Genomic DNA, 17387 nt, shown 5'->3' on the forward strand with positions numbered 1-17387 from the left:
AGGCTACGCCAAACCAATTCTCAGCTGCAATGTTTACCTTAATAACCTAACTTTGCAGCTTTGTTATGGCTGATGGTCTATTCCAATCGATGGTTATGGGCTTGAATAGGATTAGGAAGTGTTTTTTCGCCTAGAATATCCAACAGGTTTATTTCAATTGTTCTCGACATCGCATGTAATGGCAGGTCATTGGCTGATACCCCAAACGGCTCCTCTAATTCTTCGCTTAATGCATCTAATCCAAAAAATGTGTACGCAATTATTGCGCTAAATAGAGGCGTTACTAAGCCTTGTGAGGCAACGATGGCGAAGGGTAAAATAAAACAGTACAAATAAGCAGTACGCTGAACAAGCAGCATGTAAGCAAAGGGTAATGGAGTATTTTGAATGCGTTCGCATGAGGCCTGCACATCTGCCATTGCCGTCATATGCTCGTCCATTTTCAGCATTAAAAAGTCTGATATTAAATTTTGGCGTCGACACTCCCCTAGTTTTGCACCAATTAAACGTAAAATTCCATCGGTTAAGCTCTGAGCATCCCGCAGAAACTGGATGTCATTTTGTGCCATGTAAGGAGTAATGTCAGGCCATGGATCTGTGCTACGTAATTGGTGACGCAGCGCGTGGCTAAACGCAATAATTAAGTTTATTACGTACCTTTGCATTTCAGCACCTTGTTTTTGCGTACCGTCAACATAAGAGACCATCTTTCGCGAAAGGCTTCGAGATGCCACTATAAGTTTGCCCCATTGTTTACGCCCTTCCCACCAGCGGTCATAACTTGCGTTATTTCTAAAACCAAGAAACAACGACAACGCGACACCAAATAGCGCCACTGGAGCGAGGGTGAAGCTGGGAAAAGTTGCAGGGTAAAAATGTTGCACAAGCGCGACTCCAGCGCCTAATAGCGTGATAAAAATTATTCTAAGGTAGACAAGAGGTAAAACAGAGCCCCTTATAATAAAAAACAAGCGCAGTGAATGGGGATTATCGCGTATAATCATAGAAGCCTCTAACTGAACAATTGTGCGACATTATAAAGACATAACGAATAAATTTCAGCGAACCTTAATATTAGGAGCCAACATGAAAACCGCGTCACCGGCTAATGGAAAACCGCCTTCATTTGATCCAGCAGATAGTCAACGTATTGAAATCAGTTCGCCCAAAGAGTGGGCCGCAGGCATCCCTGCCGTCATTTCTGCATACAAGAACGTCACTTCCAAAGCTGGGCCCTTTAAAGGTACGCGGCTGCTGTCTGATTTGAATCAAATCGAAGGGTTCGATTGTCCTGGTTGCGCTTGGCCTGATCCATTAAATAAACGGGCTACATTTGAGTTTTGTGAAAACGGTGCAAAAGCGGTAGCAGATGAGGCGACCACTAAACGAGCCGATGGGGCGTTTTTTGCCAAGCATAGTATTCGTCAGTTATGTGAAAAATCCGACCGATGGTTAAACGATCAAGGGCGCTTAGTTGAGCCAATGTGGTTGCCCGAGGGCGCAGAACACTATCAACCAATTGCTTGGGACAGTGCGTTTGAATTAATTGCCAAGCAATTAAATTTATTGGATAACCCTAATCAAGCTGCCTTTTATACCTCTGGACGCACCGGCAACGAAGCTGCGTTTTTATATCAACTATTTGTGCGTAAATTTGGTACTAATAATTTGCCCGATTGTTCGAACATGTGTCATGAATCAAGTGGCGTGGGCTTAGGTGAAACCATTGGAGTGGGCAAGGGTACAGTAAGCCTTGAAGACTTAGAGCAGGCCGAGGCAATTTTTGTGTTTGGCCAAAATCCAGGTACAAACCACCCGCGAATGCTGGGAACACTGCAAGATGCAAAACGTAATGGCGCTAAAATCGTAGCCATTAACCCACTGGATGAAACAGGTCTAAAACGCTTTAAAAACCCACAAGAAGTCTCGGGTGTTATTGGCAACGGCACCGCCCTTCGAGATTTGTATTTGCCGGTGAAAATAAATGGCGATGTAGCCTTATTAAAAGGTTTGTGTAAGGCATTAATTGAGCGTGATAACAAACATCAGCCGGTATTGGATCACGATTTTATTGAGCAGTATTGCCACGGTTTTGATGAGTTCAAAGCCGATATCGAGCAAACGAGCTGGAAAGACATCCAGCAAGGTAGTGGTTTAAGCCAAGCCCTTATTGAACAGGCCGCAGATATTGCCTGTGGATCGAAAAAAACCATTTGTTGTTGGGCAATGGGTATGACACAGCATAAAAATGCGGTGGCCAATATTCAGCTAATGACCAACTTTTTAATGTTACAAGGCAACTTAGGTAAGCCCGGAGCCGGTGTGTGTCCAGTGCGAGGTCATAGCAACGTGCAGGGTGACCGTACCATGGGTATTTGGGAAAAACCGAATCCTGAATTTCTAGATGCACTTGAACAAGAGTTTGGCTTTAACCCTCCACGAGACAACGGTGTTGATGCAGTTGAGACTGTGCATGGTATGCAGCAAGGCCAAATTAAAGTTCTGTTTGCCCTCGGTGGAAATTTTTTTAGGGCCATGCCTGATCATCAAGCCAATGAACAAGGGCTAAGTCAATGCGAATTAACGGTGCAGGTGTCAACTAAGCTCAACCGCTCGCATCTTTATACTGGCAAGCAAGCACTGATTTTACCTGCGTTAGGGCGCACAGAAATCGATACTCAAGTGGGCGGTGTTCAAACCATCACCGTTGAGAATTCGATGGGCGTTATTCAAACCTCTCACGGTAAAATACCGCCTGCGTCAGATTTGCTGAAAAGTGAAGTGGATATTATCGCCCAACTCGCGCACCACACCCTTAAAAACGATAGCGTTAACTGGATAGCCTTGCGTGATGATTACCGTCTTATTCGTGATCATATTGCTAATGTGATCCCCGGTTTTGAAAACTTTAACCAACGAATTGATGCGTTAGGTGAATTTGTACTTCCCAATGGTGTGCGAGATGCTCGTGTCTTCCTCACTGCTACTGGGAAGGCAAACTTTATGGTGCACAGTATTGATAATGTTGAGGTGCCAGAAGGGGGTTTATTGATGATGACCATTCGCAGTCACGACCAATTTAACACCACTGTATACACTAATAATGATCGCTATCGTGGCGTACGTGGTACGCGTAAGGTGTTGTTCATTAATAAACAGGACATTGCTGAATTAGGGTTGCACAGCGGTCAAAAAGTAACTATTCGTAGCCATTGGCCAAATGATAAGGCGAGCGTTAGAGAAGTGACTGATTTTGCGCTAGTAGAATATGCAATTCCTAGAGGGTGTGCAGCGGCTTATTACCCTGAAACCAACGATTTGATACCCATTGGCAGTGTTGCAGATAAAAGTAACACACCAGCCTATAAGTCGATTGTGATCAGCTTGCACGCGTCTGGTTAATCATCAAAGTAAAATACGGCAAGCGCTCTAATTGCGCTTGCCGTGTTACAAATAGTTAGTGTCTAAAGCTAGGCATTAATGCTGGAATGCCCGGTAACATGCCAACCATAGCCATTACGCTGGTTAATATAACAAACATGACAAGCGGAATAATCCAACGGCTCATGTGAGTTAACTCTGAGCTTCTCTCTTTACAGCCGATTAATCCTAAATTATCAAGCAACATAGTCAGAGACCAACCAAACGCAGGGTTCACCAATGTTGAAGCGAATACCACTATCGCCGCAGATTGTGTGGTTTTGCCTTCACGTGTCATTTCCATGCCAGCTTCTAGAAGCGGAATAAAAACCCCTACTATTAATGCTACACACAGTACTGGTTGCCAGATGGCGAGATCCATTGGATATCCCCAAACTCCGGCAATTACGCAGAATAACGCGGTTAAAATCGCACCAGCAGGTATTGGACGTTTAGCAATGGCGGCTGGGACGATATAAGTACCCCAAGACGAAGCGAAGTTAGCGCCACCTAAAATAGAACCAAAGGTTTGTCGAGCTGAGGCGCTGAGCATAGTGTCATCAATATTCATTTGCACTTTTTCAGTACGCTCTGGGTAGCTTATTTTTTGAAACACTTGATGCCCCAAAAAGTCGGGAGACCACATTGCTACAGCAAGAATTGCAAAAGGTAACACGACAATAAAACTTTCGGCGGTCGGTAAGCCCAACATCCACCCCGTGTTTTCTCCCCACCAATACATTGGGTTCATATTCGGTAGCCCAGGTGCAGTGTGAAACTCAAATGGTGCACCTAAAGCAAAGGCTGTAAAGCCGCCTAAAACACAACTTAAGGGCACGGCTAACCAACGCTTTTTATAATGCTCTAAGAACGCGTAAAGTAAAATTGTGGCCAGAATAACGATAAAAGCAATGTGCGTTTTATCAATACCTTCAGCCCAAACAAACAGCTTTTTAACCTGCGAAATCGTGCCAATAAAGCCTAAATAAAGTAGTAGGCCGCCACATACTCCTTTACTCGTGAGTCGGGCGAGCAGACTTCCGCCTTTGCTGAATGCCAATATCAATCCAAAGGCACCAATAAGTAGTCCAAATGCCATCGGGTGTCCGCCAGTGGCGACAACAATGGGGATTAACGGAATTAACGGGCCATGGGTTCCGGCTAAATTAGCGGTAGGCAAAATAAAACCCGAAAACAAAATAATGAAAAAGGACACTATGAGTAACTCGTAGCGCACATTTTCTAAAACAAACTCATCGCCCAACCCTAGCGCGCCAGCAAAGGTAGCTGCAATGGCCGCAACCATTACTACTTTTCCAATTGTGGCTGCCATCGCGGGAATGGTGTCTTCGAATTCAAAACGGTAATCCCTAAACGGTAGATTAGGTCGCCAGCGTTTTGGCTGCATAATTTGCAGTTCGTGCTCTAGGTATTCGTCTCTCGTTGCGAATTCAGAGCTCGGTTTGTGAAGTTTTTCATAGCTATCGGAAACGGCTTGATTCTCCGTCACCTTTTCAGCTCCAGATGTAATCTCATCTTGCGGCGTGGTATTCATGATTTCCCCGGCAACATAGTTGCTCTTAAAAAATAAAAAATAGCTTTATTTAAAGCAAATGAATGTTGAGGGCGTAGAATAGATCAGCTTTTAAAAAATTACGATAAGCCTAAGGTCTTACATATTTTCGTTGAAATTTGTGAATGTAAATTGTAGTAAATTAGAAAATATCAGTTAATTTAAACATACAAATCAAATGATTAGCCTATTTTTCGGTCTAGATGCCCGCTAAATTGAATAACCACATGGGTATCAACTAACTTCCTGCTTTTTAAAACTGATTAGAGTTTACTCTTTAATGCTTGCTTAGAATTTGTGACTTACAATGCTGAGCACCGCCAATTATTCAAAAAAGATATAGATAACAGTCAGTTTATTTATTTTATGTCTAAAATTTTTTGTAAAAATACCCTTGATTCGTAGGCATAAATACAAGAGTCATTTTTTGCTAATAAATGGTGGTTGTAGCTGAGAGGATTAAAAATTATGTGATTTTTCACTTTTTTTTAATGGTTTTTAGCCAATTTTTTTTGCTCCAGCATTGGGTTTTAGAGTATAATTTAGCCAGACTACAGGTTTGTTGTCTGAGTCTACTTAGTTCAAAACTAAATAGACTAAAAAACACTTAAACAGCTCAAATGAGCAGAAAAAGTTGGTTTCACGTTCAACGTACGATATTGATATCAGCGTAAAAGCGCTTTTAGGAATTGGACAGAAAACTAAAGTAGTGGTAAATCGAGCATAAAATTGTATGGTGAATATTCCACAGAGTATTGCTGTACAAGCATGGTTCAGCTCGAGTGCTCTTCAAACTGGGTCATAGTCATATCCCTCCAGCATTAAAAGAGACTAAATTAATTCAATGTGACCTTTAATGTGTCCTTACTGAGTTGATCGGGCATCTATTTTCTCGAACTTATTGCCACCAAAGTCCTGCCCTCAACAGGCTCGCTGATTTTGTATCAAATTAATTACGTGAATGCGTGATATGACTGTAATTTAACGACTTTTTCTAGAGTCTCGTTAGAGCACAACTTAAATCAGGTCCCAAATGCTATCTGCACTTAGAAAATCGATACAAAGTAAACCGTCTTACCATGAGATTCAGGCTAACGTTCTGGCCGGCTTAACCGTTGGTGTTATTGCTCTTCCCCTTTCTATGGCGTTGGCCATCGCCAGTGGCGTACCACCACAGCACGGTCTGTATACCGCAATAGTGGCAGGTGTCATTATTGCCTTAATGGGTGGCTCTAAAGTTAATATTTCTGGTCCAACAGCCGCTTTCGTGGTTATTTTGTTGCCGATAGTGCAACAGTTTGGCTTAGGCGGGTTGCTGGTTAGTGGGTTTATGGCAGGCTTCATCCTTGTTCTGATGGGGGTAGGGAAGTTTGGAAAACTCATTGAAATCGTGCCCTATCCAGTGATCGTTGGCTTCACTTCAGGCATTAGCGTGGTGATTGCCACCTTTCAAATTGGTGACTTTTTGGGGCTCAGGATTGAATCTCTCGACGGTCACTATCTTGATAAGTTAACCACTATCTTTATGGCATTGCCTACTCTTGCATGGCAAGAAACCCTAATTGGCATTTTAACTTTAACGGTGTTGTTAGTATGGCCAAAGTTTCGTTCTAAAATTCCAGGGCACTTGGTTGCCTTACTGATAGCCAGTTTTACCGCTTGGTTACTCAGTTTGTATGTAGCTGACTTTTCTGTTGCCACTATTGGTAGTCGCTTCTCGTTTGATATCAATGGCATTGTAGGAAACGGTATTCCTCCTATTCTACCGTCCTTCGATTGGCCTTGGAATTTACCTGGAGCGAATGGTGCGCCTATCGGGATCAGTTTTGAATTGGTTAGATTGTTGCTCCCATCAGCGATAACTATCGCTATATTGGGTGCACTTGAATCCTTATTATGTGCCGTTGTTGCCGACGGAATGTCGGGCAAAAAACACAATTCAAATGATGAACTTATCGGTCAAGGTATTGGTAATATTATCGCTCCATTATTTGGTGGGTTACCTGCTACAGCAGCTATTGCCCGTACCGCAGCGAACGTTAAAACTGGAGGAAGCTTGCCGCTATCTTCAGTTGTCCATGGCTTGTTCATCTTACTTAGCATCCTACTTTTAACTCCTTTGTTGTCGTATATTCCTATGGCATCCATGGCCGCATTGTTATTGATGGTTGCGTGGAATATGAGTGAGGCTAAATATTTTATTCGGACCTTAAAAATTGCTCCTAGAGATGATGTAGTTGTTTTGGTTTTGTGTTTTCTGCTTACTGTATTGTTTGATATGACGATTGCTGTGGGCGTAGGTATTGGATTAGCGGCAATGCTGTTCATAAGAAGAAGCATAAGTCTTACGCAAACTTCTCAGATTGAGGCCGACCACGGGGACTATGACATGCCCGACAATACGGTCGTATATGATATTAACGGTGCATTGTTTTTTGGTTCGGCACATAAAGCACTGAAAACCATTGCTTCCGTTCGGCCTGATGTGCGGGTTGTGATCCTCGATATGTCTGAAGTTACGCTGCTGGATATGAGTGCGATTGTGGCCATGGAGTCCATCGCCAATGATTTACAGCAAAAAAATATTGGATTAATCATTAATAGTTTGCAGCCACGCATGATTTTAAAACTTAGACGTGCAGGGATTAGGAAAAAAATCGGCAAGGTGGCATTTTCAAGAACCCTCAACGACAGTTTTGAATTAGCCCGCAAAATGCCTGCCTAACCTCAGGTTATTATTCCCTTCAAATGGGCTCAAAATGGACAAAAGATGTTAGTACATTTTGAGCCTTGGTATTCTAAAAATACTATAGGTAAGGCGTAGTTAAACAAAAGCATGGCGCGAATTAAAAAGGTCATACTTTAGTATGATTATTTGGAATATTTTTATCCCATATTTTTTCTTGTGCTATTCTGAATGTATAGGTTTGTTGAGTTAAAGGATAGTAACGAGATTTTATACATGCTTGCATTGTTAAAACCATATTCACCTAACATTTGTCTGATTGCCTTTTGTCAGAAAAATCCACTCATAAATATAATCATCGGTTTGAAGAGTTTTTCTGTCGAGAGAGCGTTTTGATGTTCAGATTTAAATTTTATAAATATTTAGTACTACGTTCTTTATGTTTAGTTACGTTGTGTTTGTCTACCACTAGTGTAATCGCACAATCTAATCAAGGAACGGGTTCTGCTCTGCGGATCAGTGGTTTTGGAACTTTGGGAGTTACCAACGTCGATGGACCTGGCGACTGGGGTTTTAGGCGAGATATTTCTCAACCAGCCAACGATGGTGACTTTCGTGGAGATATTGATTCTCGATTGGGCCTGCAGTTTAACTATGCGCCAAATGCGCAGTTTGAGTTGGTCGGTCAATTTGTTTTGAAGCGACGCTCTAGTAATGCTCCAGCAAGTGATGCCATTGAATGGGCGTTTGCGGCGTACCGACCTTTAGCCGATTTAACCATGCGAGTCGGACGGGTCAATATAGACGCATTTTTATCGGCAGATTATCGCAACGTTGGTTTTGCTTATCCGTTTGCACGCCCGCCAGTGGAATTTTATGGTTCTTTACCACACTCACTAGACGGTATTGATATCAACAAAGATATGCAATTCGACGATAGTTTTTGGCGTTTTAAGGCCTATGCTGGGCGTTCACATAGTGGAGACTTGGCCTTTGACGGCCGGACTTCAGTGAAGCCGATTTACGGACTCACGGTGTCTCGCGAATCCAATGGATTAACGTTACGTCTTGGACTTGCCTATGCGGGTCTAGACGATAACCCTGCGCCCTTGGTGCCTTTACTCGACGGGCTCAACTCATTGACAGCCCTGCCAATTCCTCAAATTGTAAGCCAAGTGGAAAGTTTTCAATCTAGGTTAGACAGCAGCGATTCCCATGGGATTTATCATTCTTTTGCGATGAATTATGACTCATTGGATTGGTTGTGGACCTTTGAATTGACGAAGGTTACAGGCCATCCATCTACTCGTCTTACTGCTGGATATGTAGGTTTTGGAAGACGAATTGGTGCAGTGACCTTTTTTGCAGGCTATAGCCGTATTTCTACGCCAAAATTACCCGTTTCTACTCCTGATTGGGCAACACCTCTGACGCCTATTATCGGTGAGACAGGTGCATTTCAAGCTCAAGCTTTAGCCTCTGCATCAGCAATTGCGGTAAATAGTTCTGGCGCTAATCAGCACACATTTTCGTTGGGCGGTCGCTGGGATTTCCGTCATGACATGGCGTTAAAAATACAATGGGATCAGGTTAGTATCGATGAATACGGGGCCAGATTGTGGACAAATGGTACATTCGAATCAGCTAACGCAGACGTCTACAGTGTGCTATTGGATTTTGTATTTTGAACGGGTTAATTAAAACAACATTACGCTATTCGTTGTTCATGCTGCTCATTTTGTTTGGCAAACTGGCGCATGCAGACTTCTATATTGTAGTGAACGCTAATAATCCTCAACAAAACATGACAAAAAAAGAGGTGGTAAACCTTTTCATGGGACGCAGTCGAGGCTTTTCAAACGGCGATTTTGCATTGGTTTTTGATTTACCTCGAGACGATCCTAATAGTGCGGCTTTTTATAAAGCGCTAACAGGGTGGAGCATGGCACAAGTTAACAGTTACTGGTCTCGTTTGATGTTTTCAGGTCAGAGTATGCCGCCACAACCTTTGCCTAACGAAAAAGCAATGATTGATATACTCAAGCGTAATCCAAGTGGAATCGGTTGGTTAAGCGAAGCGCCAGAAGATGATTCATTGCGAGCAATATTGGTCCTTAAGGAGCTTCCTTGAATGATACTAAACGCGGATTTGGCGTTTTCGCAGGTCTACAAACTCGCCTTCTGCTAATCATCATTTTGGGCGCTGTAATTTTTTCGATTGCAGCAGGTTTATTTGCTTATCATTTAGGTGAAAAGCGCGGAATTTCGACCAGTCAAGCTACCCTTACGGATCTTGCTCAAGCTGTTGAAAAAACCGTTGCTATTGGCGCGTTTGCATCAGATTCTGTGTTATTGGCTGAAGTGGTTAATGGGTTAGCCCGTAATTCTTTGGTTGCTTTGGTGCAGGTTGAGTCTGCCGATGGCGATATATTGGCGCAAAATCCGCAGGCCGAACCCCGCGCTTTAAATAATCTGGATACCACTCGAAATACCTATGTAAAACAAGTCTTATACTCTCCTTTTGATGAAAAGGAAATCGTTGGATTTTTGCTTATTTATGCCCACCAAGACCAAATCGCTAAGGTTGCGAAACAAGAAGCATTAACCTTGGCTTGGATGATGGTTGGGCAAACAGCATTAGTGGCTATTCTTATCTACGCGGTTGTAGCCGCTTTGGTTTCACGCCCTATTACACGCTTGGCTGAGCAATTACGAATAATGTCGCCTGGCACTAGTGAGCGTTTAGAGACTCCTTCGCTGCATCGTGGAGATGAGATCGGCATATTGATTAATAGTGCTAATGAGTTGCTAGACTCGAATACAGTTGCATTGACTCGGGAGCGAGAATTACGCCACGAAATAGAATTAATGGAATCACAATATCGTCAAATATTCGATTCCAGTAGTGCGGGGATTTTTGTTTTAGACCAAAATGGTTTGTTGATCAATAGCAATCCAACGGTGTCAAAAGTTGTCGGTATGTCATTATCAGGGATGCAGCAGCTCAAACATGATAACTTTATTGAGCGGGTTTTTGGTCAACCAGACAAAGTTCGTGCAATGGTGCAAGAATCTATTCGCACTGGTGAAACGGTGTCAGGCGATCTTGAATTGGTGCAAAAAGGCGATGTGCGCCGTTGGGTACATTGTTTGATATCGGTTCATGCTGGTCCTTCGGTAACGGATACCCTAAGGGCAATAACGACCGAAGGTGTTATGTATGATATCACCGAGCGTAAGAGTGTCGAAACCGCGGTGCGTTATCAAGCTGATCATGATGCTCTGACCGGGCTGAATAATCGCGCCTCAAGTCATGCTATTATCGAGCGGTTTTTGGAAGAATGCCGGACTAATGCTACCGCTGTGAGTGTTATGTGTATCGACCTTGATGGCTTTAAGCAGATCAATGATCGATACGGTCATGAAGCGGGTGATAAAGTATTAATTGAATGTGCTTTGCGAATGAAAAACGCGGTGCGTCGATCAACTGATTTGGTTGGAAGGCTAGGCGGTGACGAATTTGTTGTTGCCTTGCGTGATATAGGTCCAAGTGATGACGCTTTAACGATAGTAGCAGACAGCATCATGGCTTCCGTATGTGCTCCAATTGTTTTAAAAGATGGCACCAAAGTGCATGTGGGAGCAAGTATTGGTATCGCTTGTGCTCCAATACATTCACTTGACCGCGTAACGTTGCTCGATATGGCCGACGCTAGTATGTATAAAGTTAAACGCACAGGCAAAAACACTTATGCTATGGCCTACCCCAAAATTCTTTAAAAAGTATTCGCTTGTTAAGCCGCTATTTCCTTCCAAGCTGATGATTTCCCTTTCAATCTAATCTGTGCTCGCTATTTTTGGATTTTTCCTAATTTGGACTAAGCTTTAAAAATGATCTACGCATATCTGCAGGCGTTAAGTGTAAATGCGAAAGTGAACAATGTCAGATGGTCGTAGGGAAAGTAATGACAAATTGCGGGAGGGATGTTTATGCTCAGACGAGCAAAATCGATCATGATTCTTACGGTTGCACTTTGGGGGTTTGTTGGGTCTTTTCACAACCTAATAGATTGGGACGGTACATTGGCCGCTGTCGGGGCTGCGACTTCGATGGTAACTGTTACTGGTGGCACTGAAAGCTGGCAAGCCACCTCAAATACCTTGGTTATTTGGATTGGCGCACTGTTAATTTTGGGGGCAAAATTGACTACTGGCGTTATGTGTACGCTGGGTTCAATTCGCATGTGGAGAGCGCATAATGCCAACAGTACGGTGTTCAACGCAGCAAAACAAATTGCGCTCACAGGGTGTGCTGTGGCTATTATTATGTTGTTCGGTGGCTTCATTATTATTGCTGAAAGCTGGTTTGAATTGTGGCGTTCAGAGTCGATGTTGGTGCCGGTATTAGGCTCGGCTTTTCGTTATGCTGGGATGATCTCTTTAATCGCTATTTTTGTCGCTTTAAAGGATTAACGTTAGCTTCGGCGGAGTATAAAAAAGGCGATATGAAATGTCATATCGCCTTGTTAATGATGCACCTAAATCAGCAGTTGATTTTGGTATCCATGGTGTTTTTTAGAAATGCATTAACATGTTCACACCAAAGGTACGAGGAGCACCCTTTAAGAAGGTATCTGGAGATAATCCTGTGGTCGGAAAGAAGCCAACATTGTAGTCTTCATCGGCCAGGTTTCTTACCCACAATGCCACTTCCCAATCTTCTGTTTCCAACGCTATGCGCGCATTTGTTACAGTGTAAGAGTCGACCTGATCATTGTTGTTGATGGTTTGGTAGTGCTCACCAGTATTGCTCGCGTCAATTTGTGTACGCAGAGTAAAGTTATCGTCGATGGCTGTCGCATAAACTACAGCTATATTCCAAGACACATCTGGAGAAAACGGTAAGTCATTGCCTTCAATAGTTGCATCTTCACCTTGGAAGTTATCGATTTCCGATTCAACAAACGCTGCACCTGCACGAATATCTAATCCATCAATTGGCGATAAAGTAAGAGCAAATTCAGCGCCTTTGATTGTGGCATCTGATACATTAGCGCGAACATTGGTACTGGCTCCTGCTACGAATAACGTTGCCGTAGACTGGTAATCAGAAAAGTCATAATAGAACAGGTTGGCTTCTGCAGAGAGCAAGCCGTCAGTTGAACGATACTTCGAACCTAGCTCATAGGCAATCAAGGTTTCAGAATCAATCGGCAGAGCTTCTTCGGGTGTCAATATGGTTGAACCGTCAAAGCCACCTGCTTTGTAACCAGTGCTAATTGTTGCATATAGTCGCCATTGCTGTGCCGGCGTAAATATACTGCTAATTTTCCACGTTACTTCACTGTCATCCAAAGATTCATCAAACATCAGTGGAGATAGTGGATCAATTGGCACACCAATATACACGTCACCTGCAGGGAAAAATGTCGGTGCAGTACCGTAAACACCATAAGGGTCTAGGTTTTGAGTCTGTCCTTCGAATGTGACTTCATCTGATGAATAACGAATGCCCGTTTCTAACGTAAACCAATCTACTGGGGTCCAGTCTGATGAGGCAAACAGGCCAAAAGAATCACGTTCTTGAATATAATCTGTCTGCACGTCGGTTTGCCACAATCCAGAGTTTAAGAACAATAAGTTAGTGCCAAAGTCGACTTCATCTTGCAAGGCGAAAGCGCCAAGCAACCAGTTAAGGTTTTCTGAATAGCTCCCAGCTAGTCGAGCTTCAATCGTAAATTGTGAAAATTCATTTCTGAATAAATAATCAGCAACTGCAAATGGTAGGTTGTCAGAGGTTGTGTAATCACGGTCAAGTGACTCATAGCCAATTAAAACAGTTCCCGTCATATCCGTTGAAAACTCGTGTTCAATTTGCAGGTTTGCGCCAAACTGATCTGAATCTAATTTAGGTAGCATATTGGAATAGACAGTGAAAGGGTCGTTGTCTAAGGCATTGGCAAATTCAATAAGTGCAGGATCTTGTGGGTTTAAAAAGAACGCTGATGTGCTTGCATACTCCGCCCAGTTATCCACGGTGACATCCGGGATAGCTAATTCAGAGTTATCTTCTCCCATAGTGACTTTAGCTGTCACCAATGTGCTGTCTGAAACCGTCCATTCAGCAGTTACACGAGCTGAAATACGATCGGCCCCGCCCCAGTCGCCTTGAGCCGCTACACTTTCTTGCGGCGCAATTGTGCCTTCTGCGTAGGTATATCCAGTTCCTGGGCCGGTACCTAAGTGCTCATAAAAACCGTCAGATGATTCATACAGACCAGCGATACGAACTAGGAAGTCTTCAGAAATAGGAATATCCACAGCGCCTTCACCGCGAAATAGGCCGTAATTACCAACATCTAAATCAACGTAGCCACCAAAATCAACATCGGGACGATTAGTTAAAATGTTCACTGCACCAGCGGTCGCGTTACGTCCGTATAGGGTACCCTGTGGGCCTTTTAATACTTCTACTCTATCAATATCGAAGTACTGACCGTTTAACAAGCCATTGGTACCTTGGTAAACACCATTTACATGAATAGCGGCAGATGATGAGCCGTTTGGATTAAAGTCATCATCACCTACACCACGAATGGTGATTCTAGGAGATGACGCCCCAGCGTAGGTTTCACTGTATATTAGTCCTGGAGTATTTAGGGCTAACGCTTGGGCATCAGCTGTACCATTAGCTCTAAGTTGTTTGCCATCAAGTACATTAACAACCCCTGGGATATCTTGTATTGATTCGACTTTTTTACGAGCCGTGACGGTAATGACTTCCAAAGCATCTGCTTGTGCATTTGTTGTTTGTGCATAGGCATGAGATGAGAGTAGTGCTGATCCTGAAGTGGCAATAAAGGTACTGGCCACTGCTAGGGTAATTGCTTTTTTGCGAAAGTGAGTGTTTGTTGCTTTGTGCGTTGTCATAAGGTTTCCAAGATTGACGTTTATCTTAAGTTGGTCATCCAATTAGAAGACGGCTAATTATATCACTTGCATTAAAAAAGGCTATAATGGTATGTCTTAAACTGTTGAATTTAATATAAAATTCATAAATTCATCTTGTCGCAGTGGTTGCGGTCAATTCGCGCAAATAAAGCGTGATTTTATTTAGATAAGCGCTGAAATAAGCTGCTTTGTGATACTCTATGTAGGCTACTAATCTCGCTACTTGAATATTGATTTTAAGCCTATGAGTTTTCTAATTATTTAATCGTGAAAACTTTAGAGGCGTTAGAAAAAAACACTTATTATCAGCGAAAACCTAGCAGTAAAAATGAAAGCGCAATTATCAATAACCCTTGGAGTAGAGAGTGGAAAATTCATTTGAATTTTTAAGCTTAGTTCTTGATACAATCACTGAACATATTGTTGTTATTGATGACGCAGGTGAGATTAAATACGTCAATAAAAGCTGGTCTGCGTTTGGCAACAATAATGCGTGTTCGGTTGGCAATGATTGGCGTGGAGTTAATTATTTAGATGTTTGCGATAAAGCGTCGGCGGTTGGAGATGAATTTGGGACTAATGCTGGCAACGGTATTAGAAGCGTTATCGAGCAACGTTCATCTCTTTTTTATTTAGAATATCCTTGCCATAGTCCTGATGAGCCACGCTGGTTTATGATGCGAGTATCTCCTTTTAACATATCTGGAGTTTCCTACTTTGTTATCACCCATCAAAATATTACAGAACGAAAGTTAGCTGAAGAAGAGGTGTTAAACCTTTCGCGTATTGATGAATTAACTGGTATCGCTAATCGTCGTTATTTTAATGAATTTATAGAAAATGAATGGGAGCGATGTCATCGACATGGCATGCCAATTTGTCTTGCGATAATCGATCTAGATTATTTCAAATTATTAAATGATAGCTATGGACATCAAGTTGGAGATAGCTGTTTAAAATCAATTGGTAAGATACTTCAAAAGTTTGCTAAAAGACCAAGCGATATGTGCGCTCGTTATGGCGGAGAAGAGTTTGCACTCGTATATGGAGATACAAATTTGCAGCAAGCTAAGCCATTAGTTAACGAGTTACTGGAGCAAATTCGTTCGCTCAACATAGCTAACGAAAATTCACCTATATGTTCGATGTTAACGGCCAGTATTGGATTGCACTCAATTTATCCCAATGATGATAATAATGTGAGCGAGTTTATTCGTCGAACCGATCAATTACTGTATTTGGCCAAAGAGAATGGAAGAAACCAAATTTCTTTTTAACCCCCTGTTTTTCATTATAAGTGTTATAATTTATCGACTTTTTGCCTAATTAGCCTAGCTGAATATAGAGTTTTGCTATTCTGCAAAGTATTACGCTTTAAAATCGAGATATTAAAGCGAATCCTCAATCAACAGCGCTTTTAGGAAATATACATGAAAATATTAGTACGTAATCTAGTCCGTAGTACCTCAGAAAATGAATTAAAAGAATTATTTCAAGAATTTGGAACAGTTGGTTCTTGTACTTTGGTGATCGACAAAGTGAGCGGCGAATCAAAAGGGTTTGGTTTTGTGGAAATGGCTAACGCTAGAGAGGCTAAGGCTGCGATTCAAAACCTAAATTATAAAAATCTGGGTGGCAATAAAATACGGGTCAAAAAAGCCGAAGATAAAAGCGTTGCCGATCCATCCGAATAAGTAATTTGAGCTGTTATCTAGCTTTCCTCAGCGGTTATTTTTTAAAACAAACTGGATGTAATGAATGAGTCAGTCAGTTAAACAGCATATTAGCAGCGTGGCTTTATTGGTAGATAGTTACGCGAATGCTATTGATTTTTATACTGATAAATTAGAATTTGACGTTATTCAAAATGTCGATATTGGTGACGGTAAACGATTTGTTCAGATATCGCCAAGAGATTCAACCAGCTCAAGTTTGTTGTTGCTCAAAGCAGAGTCAGAGCAACAGCTTGCTGCTATGGGAAATCAAGCTGGCGACAGCGTTTTTTTGATTATACAAACCAATGATTTTTGGCGAGATTATCAAAAAATGCAATCCAAAGGCGTTGTCTTTGATGAACAGCCGCGCGAAGAACCTTATGGCACTGTTGTGGTGTTTCAAGATTTGTATGGAAATAAATTCGATCTTATTCAGGTTAAAACAGATTGAGATAATCGATGATGTAAAGCCGACAAATGCGGTGATTTGTTTAACTCGATAATGAGCACAGGATGCATTTCATTTGTTTTTGATGGTTAAAATCTTTTTACTGCTTGCTGCGTTATCGTTACATGATGTCGTAGCAAAACCCGTTCCTCCCACTTTATTATTCGTTGTGCCGCTATCTATTATTAGTTTTATTTCCACTGCTGCTATTTGGCATGCGCTTTTTTTAAGCCTAATTTTGAGTTTGGCTGCTTTTGTGTATTTCTGGTTATTGTCTTATTTTCCTTCTGGGGCAAATACTATGCAATTATGTTGCTAGGCGGGATTGGTTTAATGGCGATTTAACTGCTTTACTTAACAGATTATTACTAAATTACATAAAACCATGAAACAGGCTATCAAGGGTTATCATAAAGACGAACAAAAGCATTGGGTTGCCGAACTTGATTGTGGTCACAATCAGCACGTCAGACACACCCCGCCTTGGGCCAATAGACCTTGGGTAGAAACAGCGTCAGGAAGGAATGCCAAACTGGGTTTTATGTTGGATTGCAAAAAATGTGATCGAGGTGAACCTAAAGACAACTAAAAAAT

At 42.2% G+C, this 17387-nt stretch carries 13 protein-coding genes; 10 read left to right on the forward strand and 3 right to left on the reverse strand.

Features of this window, described 5'->3' with window-relative positions; translation table 11 throughout:
• Positions 1–77: 77 nt before the first annotated feature.
• On the reverse strand, positions 78–1004 hold the full coding sequence (locus KO530_RS06965; RefSeq protein ID WP_216047698.1) for a bestrophin family protein: 927 nt from the start codon (positions 1002–1004) through the stop codon (positions 78–80).
• A gap of 82 nt (positions 1005–1086) precedes the next feature.
• Between KO530_RS06965 and KO530_RS06970 the strand changes: the two genes are divergently transcribed.
• Entirely contained in the window at positions 1087–3402 is a 2316-nt protein-coding gene (locus KO530_RS06970; protein WP_216047699.1) for an FdhF/YdeP family oxidoreductase, read from the forward strand.
• 55 nt (positions 3403–3457) lie between these two features.
• Here the strand turns inward: KO530_RS06970 and KO530_RS06975 are convergent, their stop codons facing one another.
• The gene (locus KO530_RS06975) at positions 3458–4975 is read right to left on the reverse strand and encodes a DUF3360 family protein (RefSeq protein WP_216047700.1); all 1518 of its coding nucleotides are present in this window, start codon (positions 4973–4975) and stop codon (positions 3458–3460) included.
• A gap of 1051 nt (positions 4976–6026) precedes the next feature.
• Here KO530_RS06975 and dauA point away from each other — a divergent pair.
• From dauA to KO530_RS07000, 5 genes are all read left to right on the forward strand, one after another.
• Complete coding sequence (dauA, locus tag KO530_RS06980; protein ID WP_216047701.1) at positions 6027–7718, forward strand: C4-dicarboxylic acid transporter DauA; 1692 nt, start codon at positions 6027–6029, stop codon at positions 7716–7718.
• 356 nt (positions 7719–8074) lie between these two features.
• Positions 8075–9367, forward strand: a complete 1293-nt coding sequence (locus KO530_RS06985; RefSeq protein ID WP_216047702.1) for a hypothetical protein — start codon at positions 8075–8077, stop codon at positions 9365–9367.
• A complete protein-coding gene (locus KO530_RS06990; protein ID WP_216047703.1) occupies positions 9364–9810 on the forward strand; it encodes a hypothetical protein in 447 nt (148 codons plus the stop codon). Before KO530_RS06985 ends, KO530_RS06990 begins: the two co-directional genes overlap by 4 nt.
• A complete protein-coding gene (locus tag KO530_RS06995) occupies positions 9807–11459 on the forward strand; it encodes a sensor domain-containing diguanylate cyclase (RefSeq protein WP_216047704.1) in 1653 nt (550 codons plus the stop codon). The genes KO530_RS06990 and KO530_RS06995 overlap by 4 nt, the downstream gene beginning before the upstream one ends.
• Before the next feature lie 210 nt (positions 11460–11669).
• Positions 11670–12152: a DUF2165 family protein gene (locus KO530_RS07000; RefSeq protein ID WP_216047705.1), complete on the forward strand. Its 483-nt coding sequence runs from the start codon at positions 11670–11672 to the stop codon at positions 12150–12152.
• Between the two features lie 102 nt (positions 12153–12254).
• On the opposite strand, the gene KO530_RS07005 is transcribed toward KO530_RS07000, so the two are convergent.
• Positions 12255–14609 carry a TonB-dependent receptor gene (locus KO530_RS07005; RefSeq protein WP_216047706.1) on the reverse strand — a complete coding sequence of 785 codons (2355 nt, stop codon included), beginning with the start codon at positions 14607–14609 and terminating at the stop codon, positions 12255–12257.
• Positions 14610–14995: 386 nt separating this feature from the next.
• On the opposite strand from KO530_RS07005, the gene KO530_RS07010 reads away from it, so the two are divergent.
• The 4 genes from KO530_RS07010 to KO530_RS07025 all read left to right on the forward strand — a co-directional run bounded on the left by KO530_RS07010 (position 14996) and on the right by KO530_RS07025 (position 17382).
• Entirely contained in the window at positions 14996–15907 is a 912-nt protein-coding gene (locus KO530_RS07010; protein ID WP_216047707.1) for a sensor domain-containing diguanylate cyclase, read from the forward strand.
• A gap of 153 nt (positions 15908–16060) precedes the next feature.
• Positions 16061–16324, forward strand: coding sequence for an RNA recognition motif domain-containing protein (locus tag KO530_RS07015; RefSeq protein WP_216047708.1), 264 nt, complete (start codon positions 16061–16063; stop codon positions 16322–16324).
• 64 nt (positions 16325–16388) lie between these two features.
• A complete protein-coding gene (locus KO530_RS07020; protein ID WP_216047709.1) occupies positions 16389–16796 on the forward strand; it encodes a VOC family protein in 408 nt (135 codons plus the stop codon).
• A 382-nt stretch (positions 16797–17178) separates the two neighbouring features.
• Entirely contained in the window at positions 17179–17382 is a 204-nt protein-coding gene (locus tag KO530_RS07025; protein WP_216047710.1) for a DUF3565 domain-containing protein, read from the forward strand.
• Positions 17383–17387: the final 5 nt, after the last annotated feature.

The organism is Aliiglaciecola lipolytica, from assembly GCF_018860635.1.
In the GTDB taxonomy this organism is placed as follows: Bacteria; Pseudomonadota; Gammaproteobacteria; order Enterobacterales; family Alteromonadaceae; genus Aliiglaciecola; species Aliiglaciecola lipolytica_A.

Bases quoted from the DNA above. Each gene is read 5' to 3' on its own strand.
- KO530_RS07000 (WP_216047705.1), top strand. From the start codon at position 11,670: ATGCTCAGACGAGCAAAATCGATCATGATTCTTACGGTTGCACTTTGG.
- KO530_RS07025 (WP_216047710.1), top strand. From the start codon at position 17,179: ATGAAACAGGCTATCAAGGGTTATCATAAAGACGAACAAAAGCATTGG.
- KO530_RS07005 (WP_216047706.1), bottom strand. From the start codon at position 14,609: ATGACAACGCACAAAGCAACAAACACTCACTTTCGCAAAAAAGCAATT.
- dauA (WP_216047701.1), top strand. From the start codon at position 6,027: ATGCTATCTGCACTTAGAAAATCGATACAAAGTAAACCGTCTTACCAT.
- KO530_RS06970 (WP_216047699.1), top strand. From the start codon at position 1,087: ATGAAAACCGCGTCACCGGCTAATGGAAAACCGCCTTCATTTGATCCA.
- KO530_RS07015 (WP_216047708.1), top strand. From the start codon at position 16,061: ATGAAAATATTAGTACGTAATCTAGTCCGTAGTACCTCAGAAAATGAA.
- KO530_RS06965 (WP_216047698.1), bottom strand. From the start codon at position 1,004: ATGATTATACGCGATAATCCCCATTCACTGCGCTTGTTTTTTATTATA.
- KO530_RS07020 (WP_216047709.1), top strand. From the start codon at position 16,389: ATGAGTCAGTCAGTTAAACAGCATATTAGCAGCGTGGCTTTATTGGTA.
- KO530_RS06985 (WP_216047702.1), top strand. From the start codon at position 8,075: ATGTTCAGATTTAAATTTTATAAATATTTAGTACTACGTTCTTTATGT.
- KO530_RS06975 (WP_216047700.1), bottom strand. From the start codon at position 4,975: ATGAATACCACGCCGCAAGATGAGATTACATCTGGAGCTGAAAAGGTG.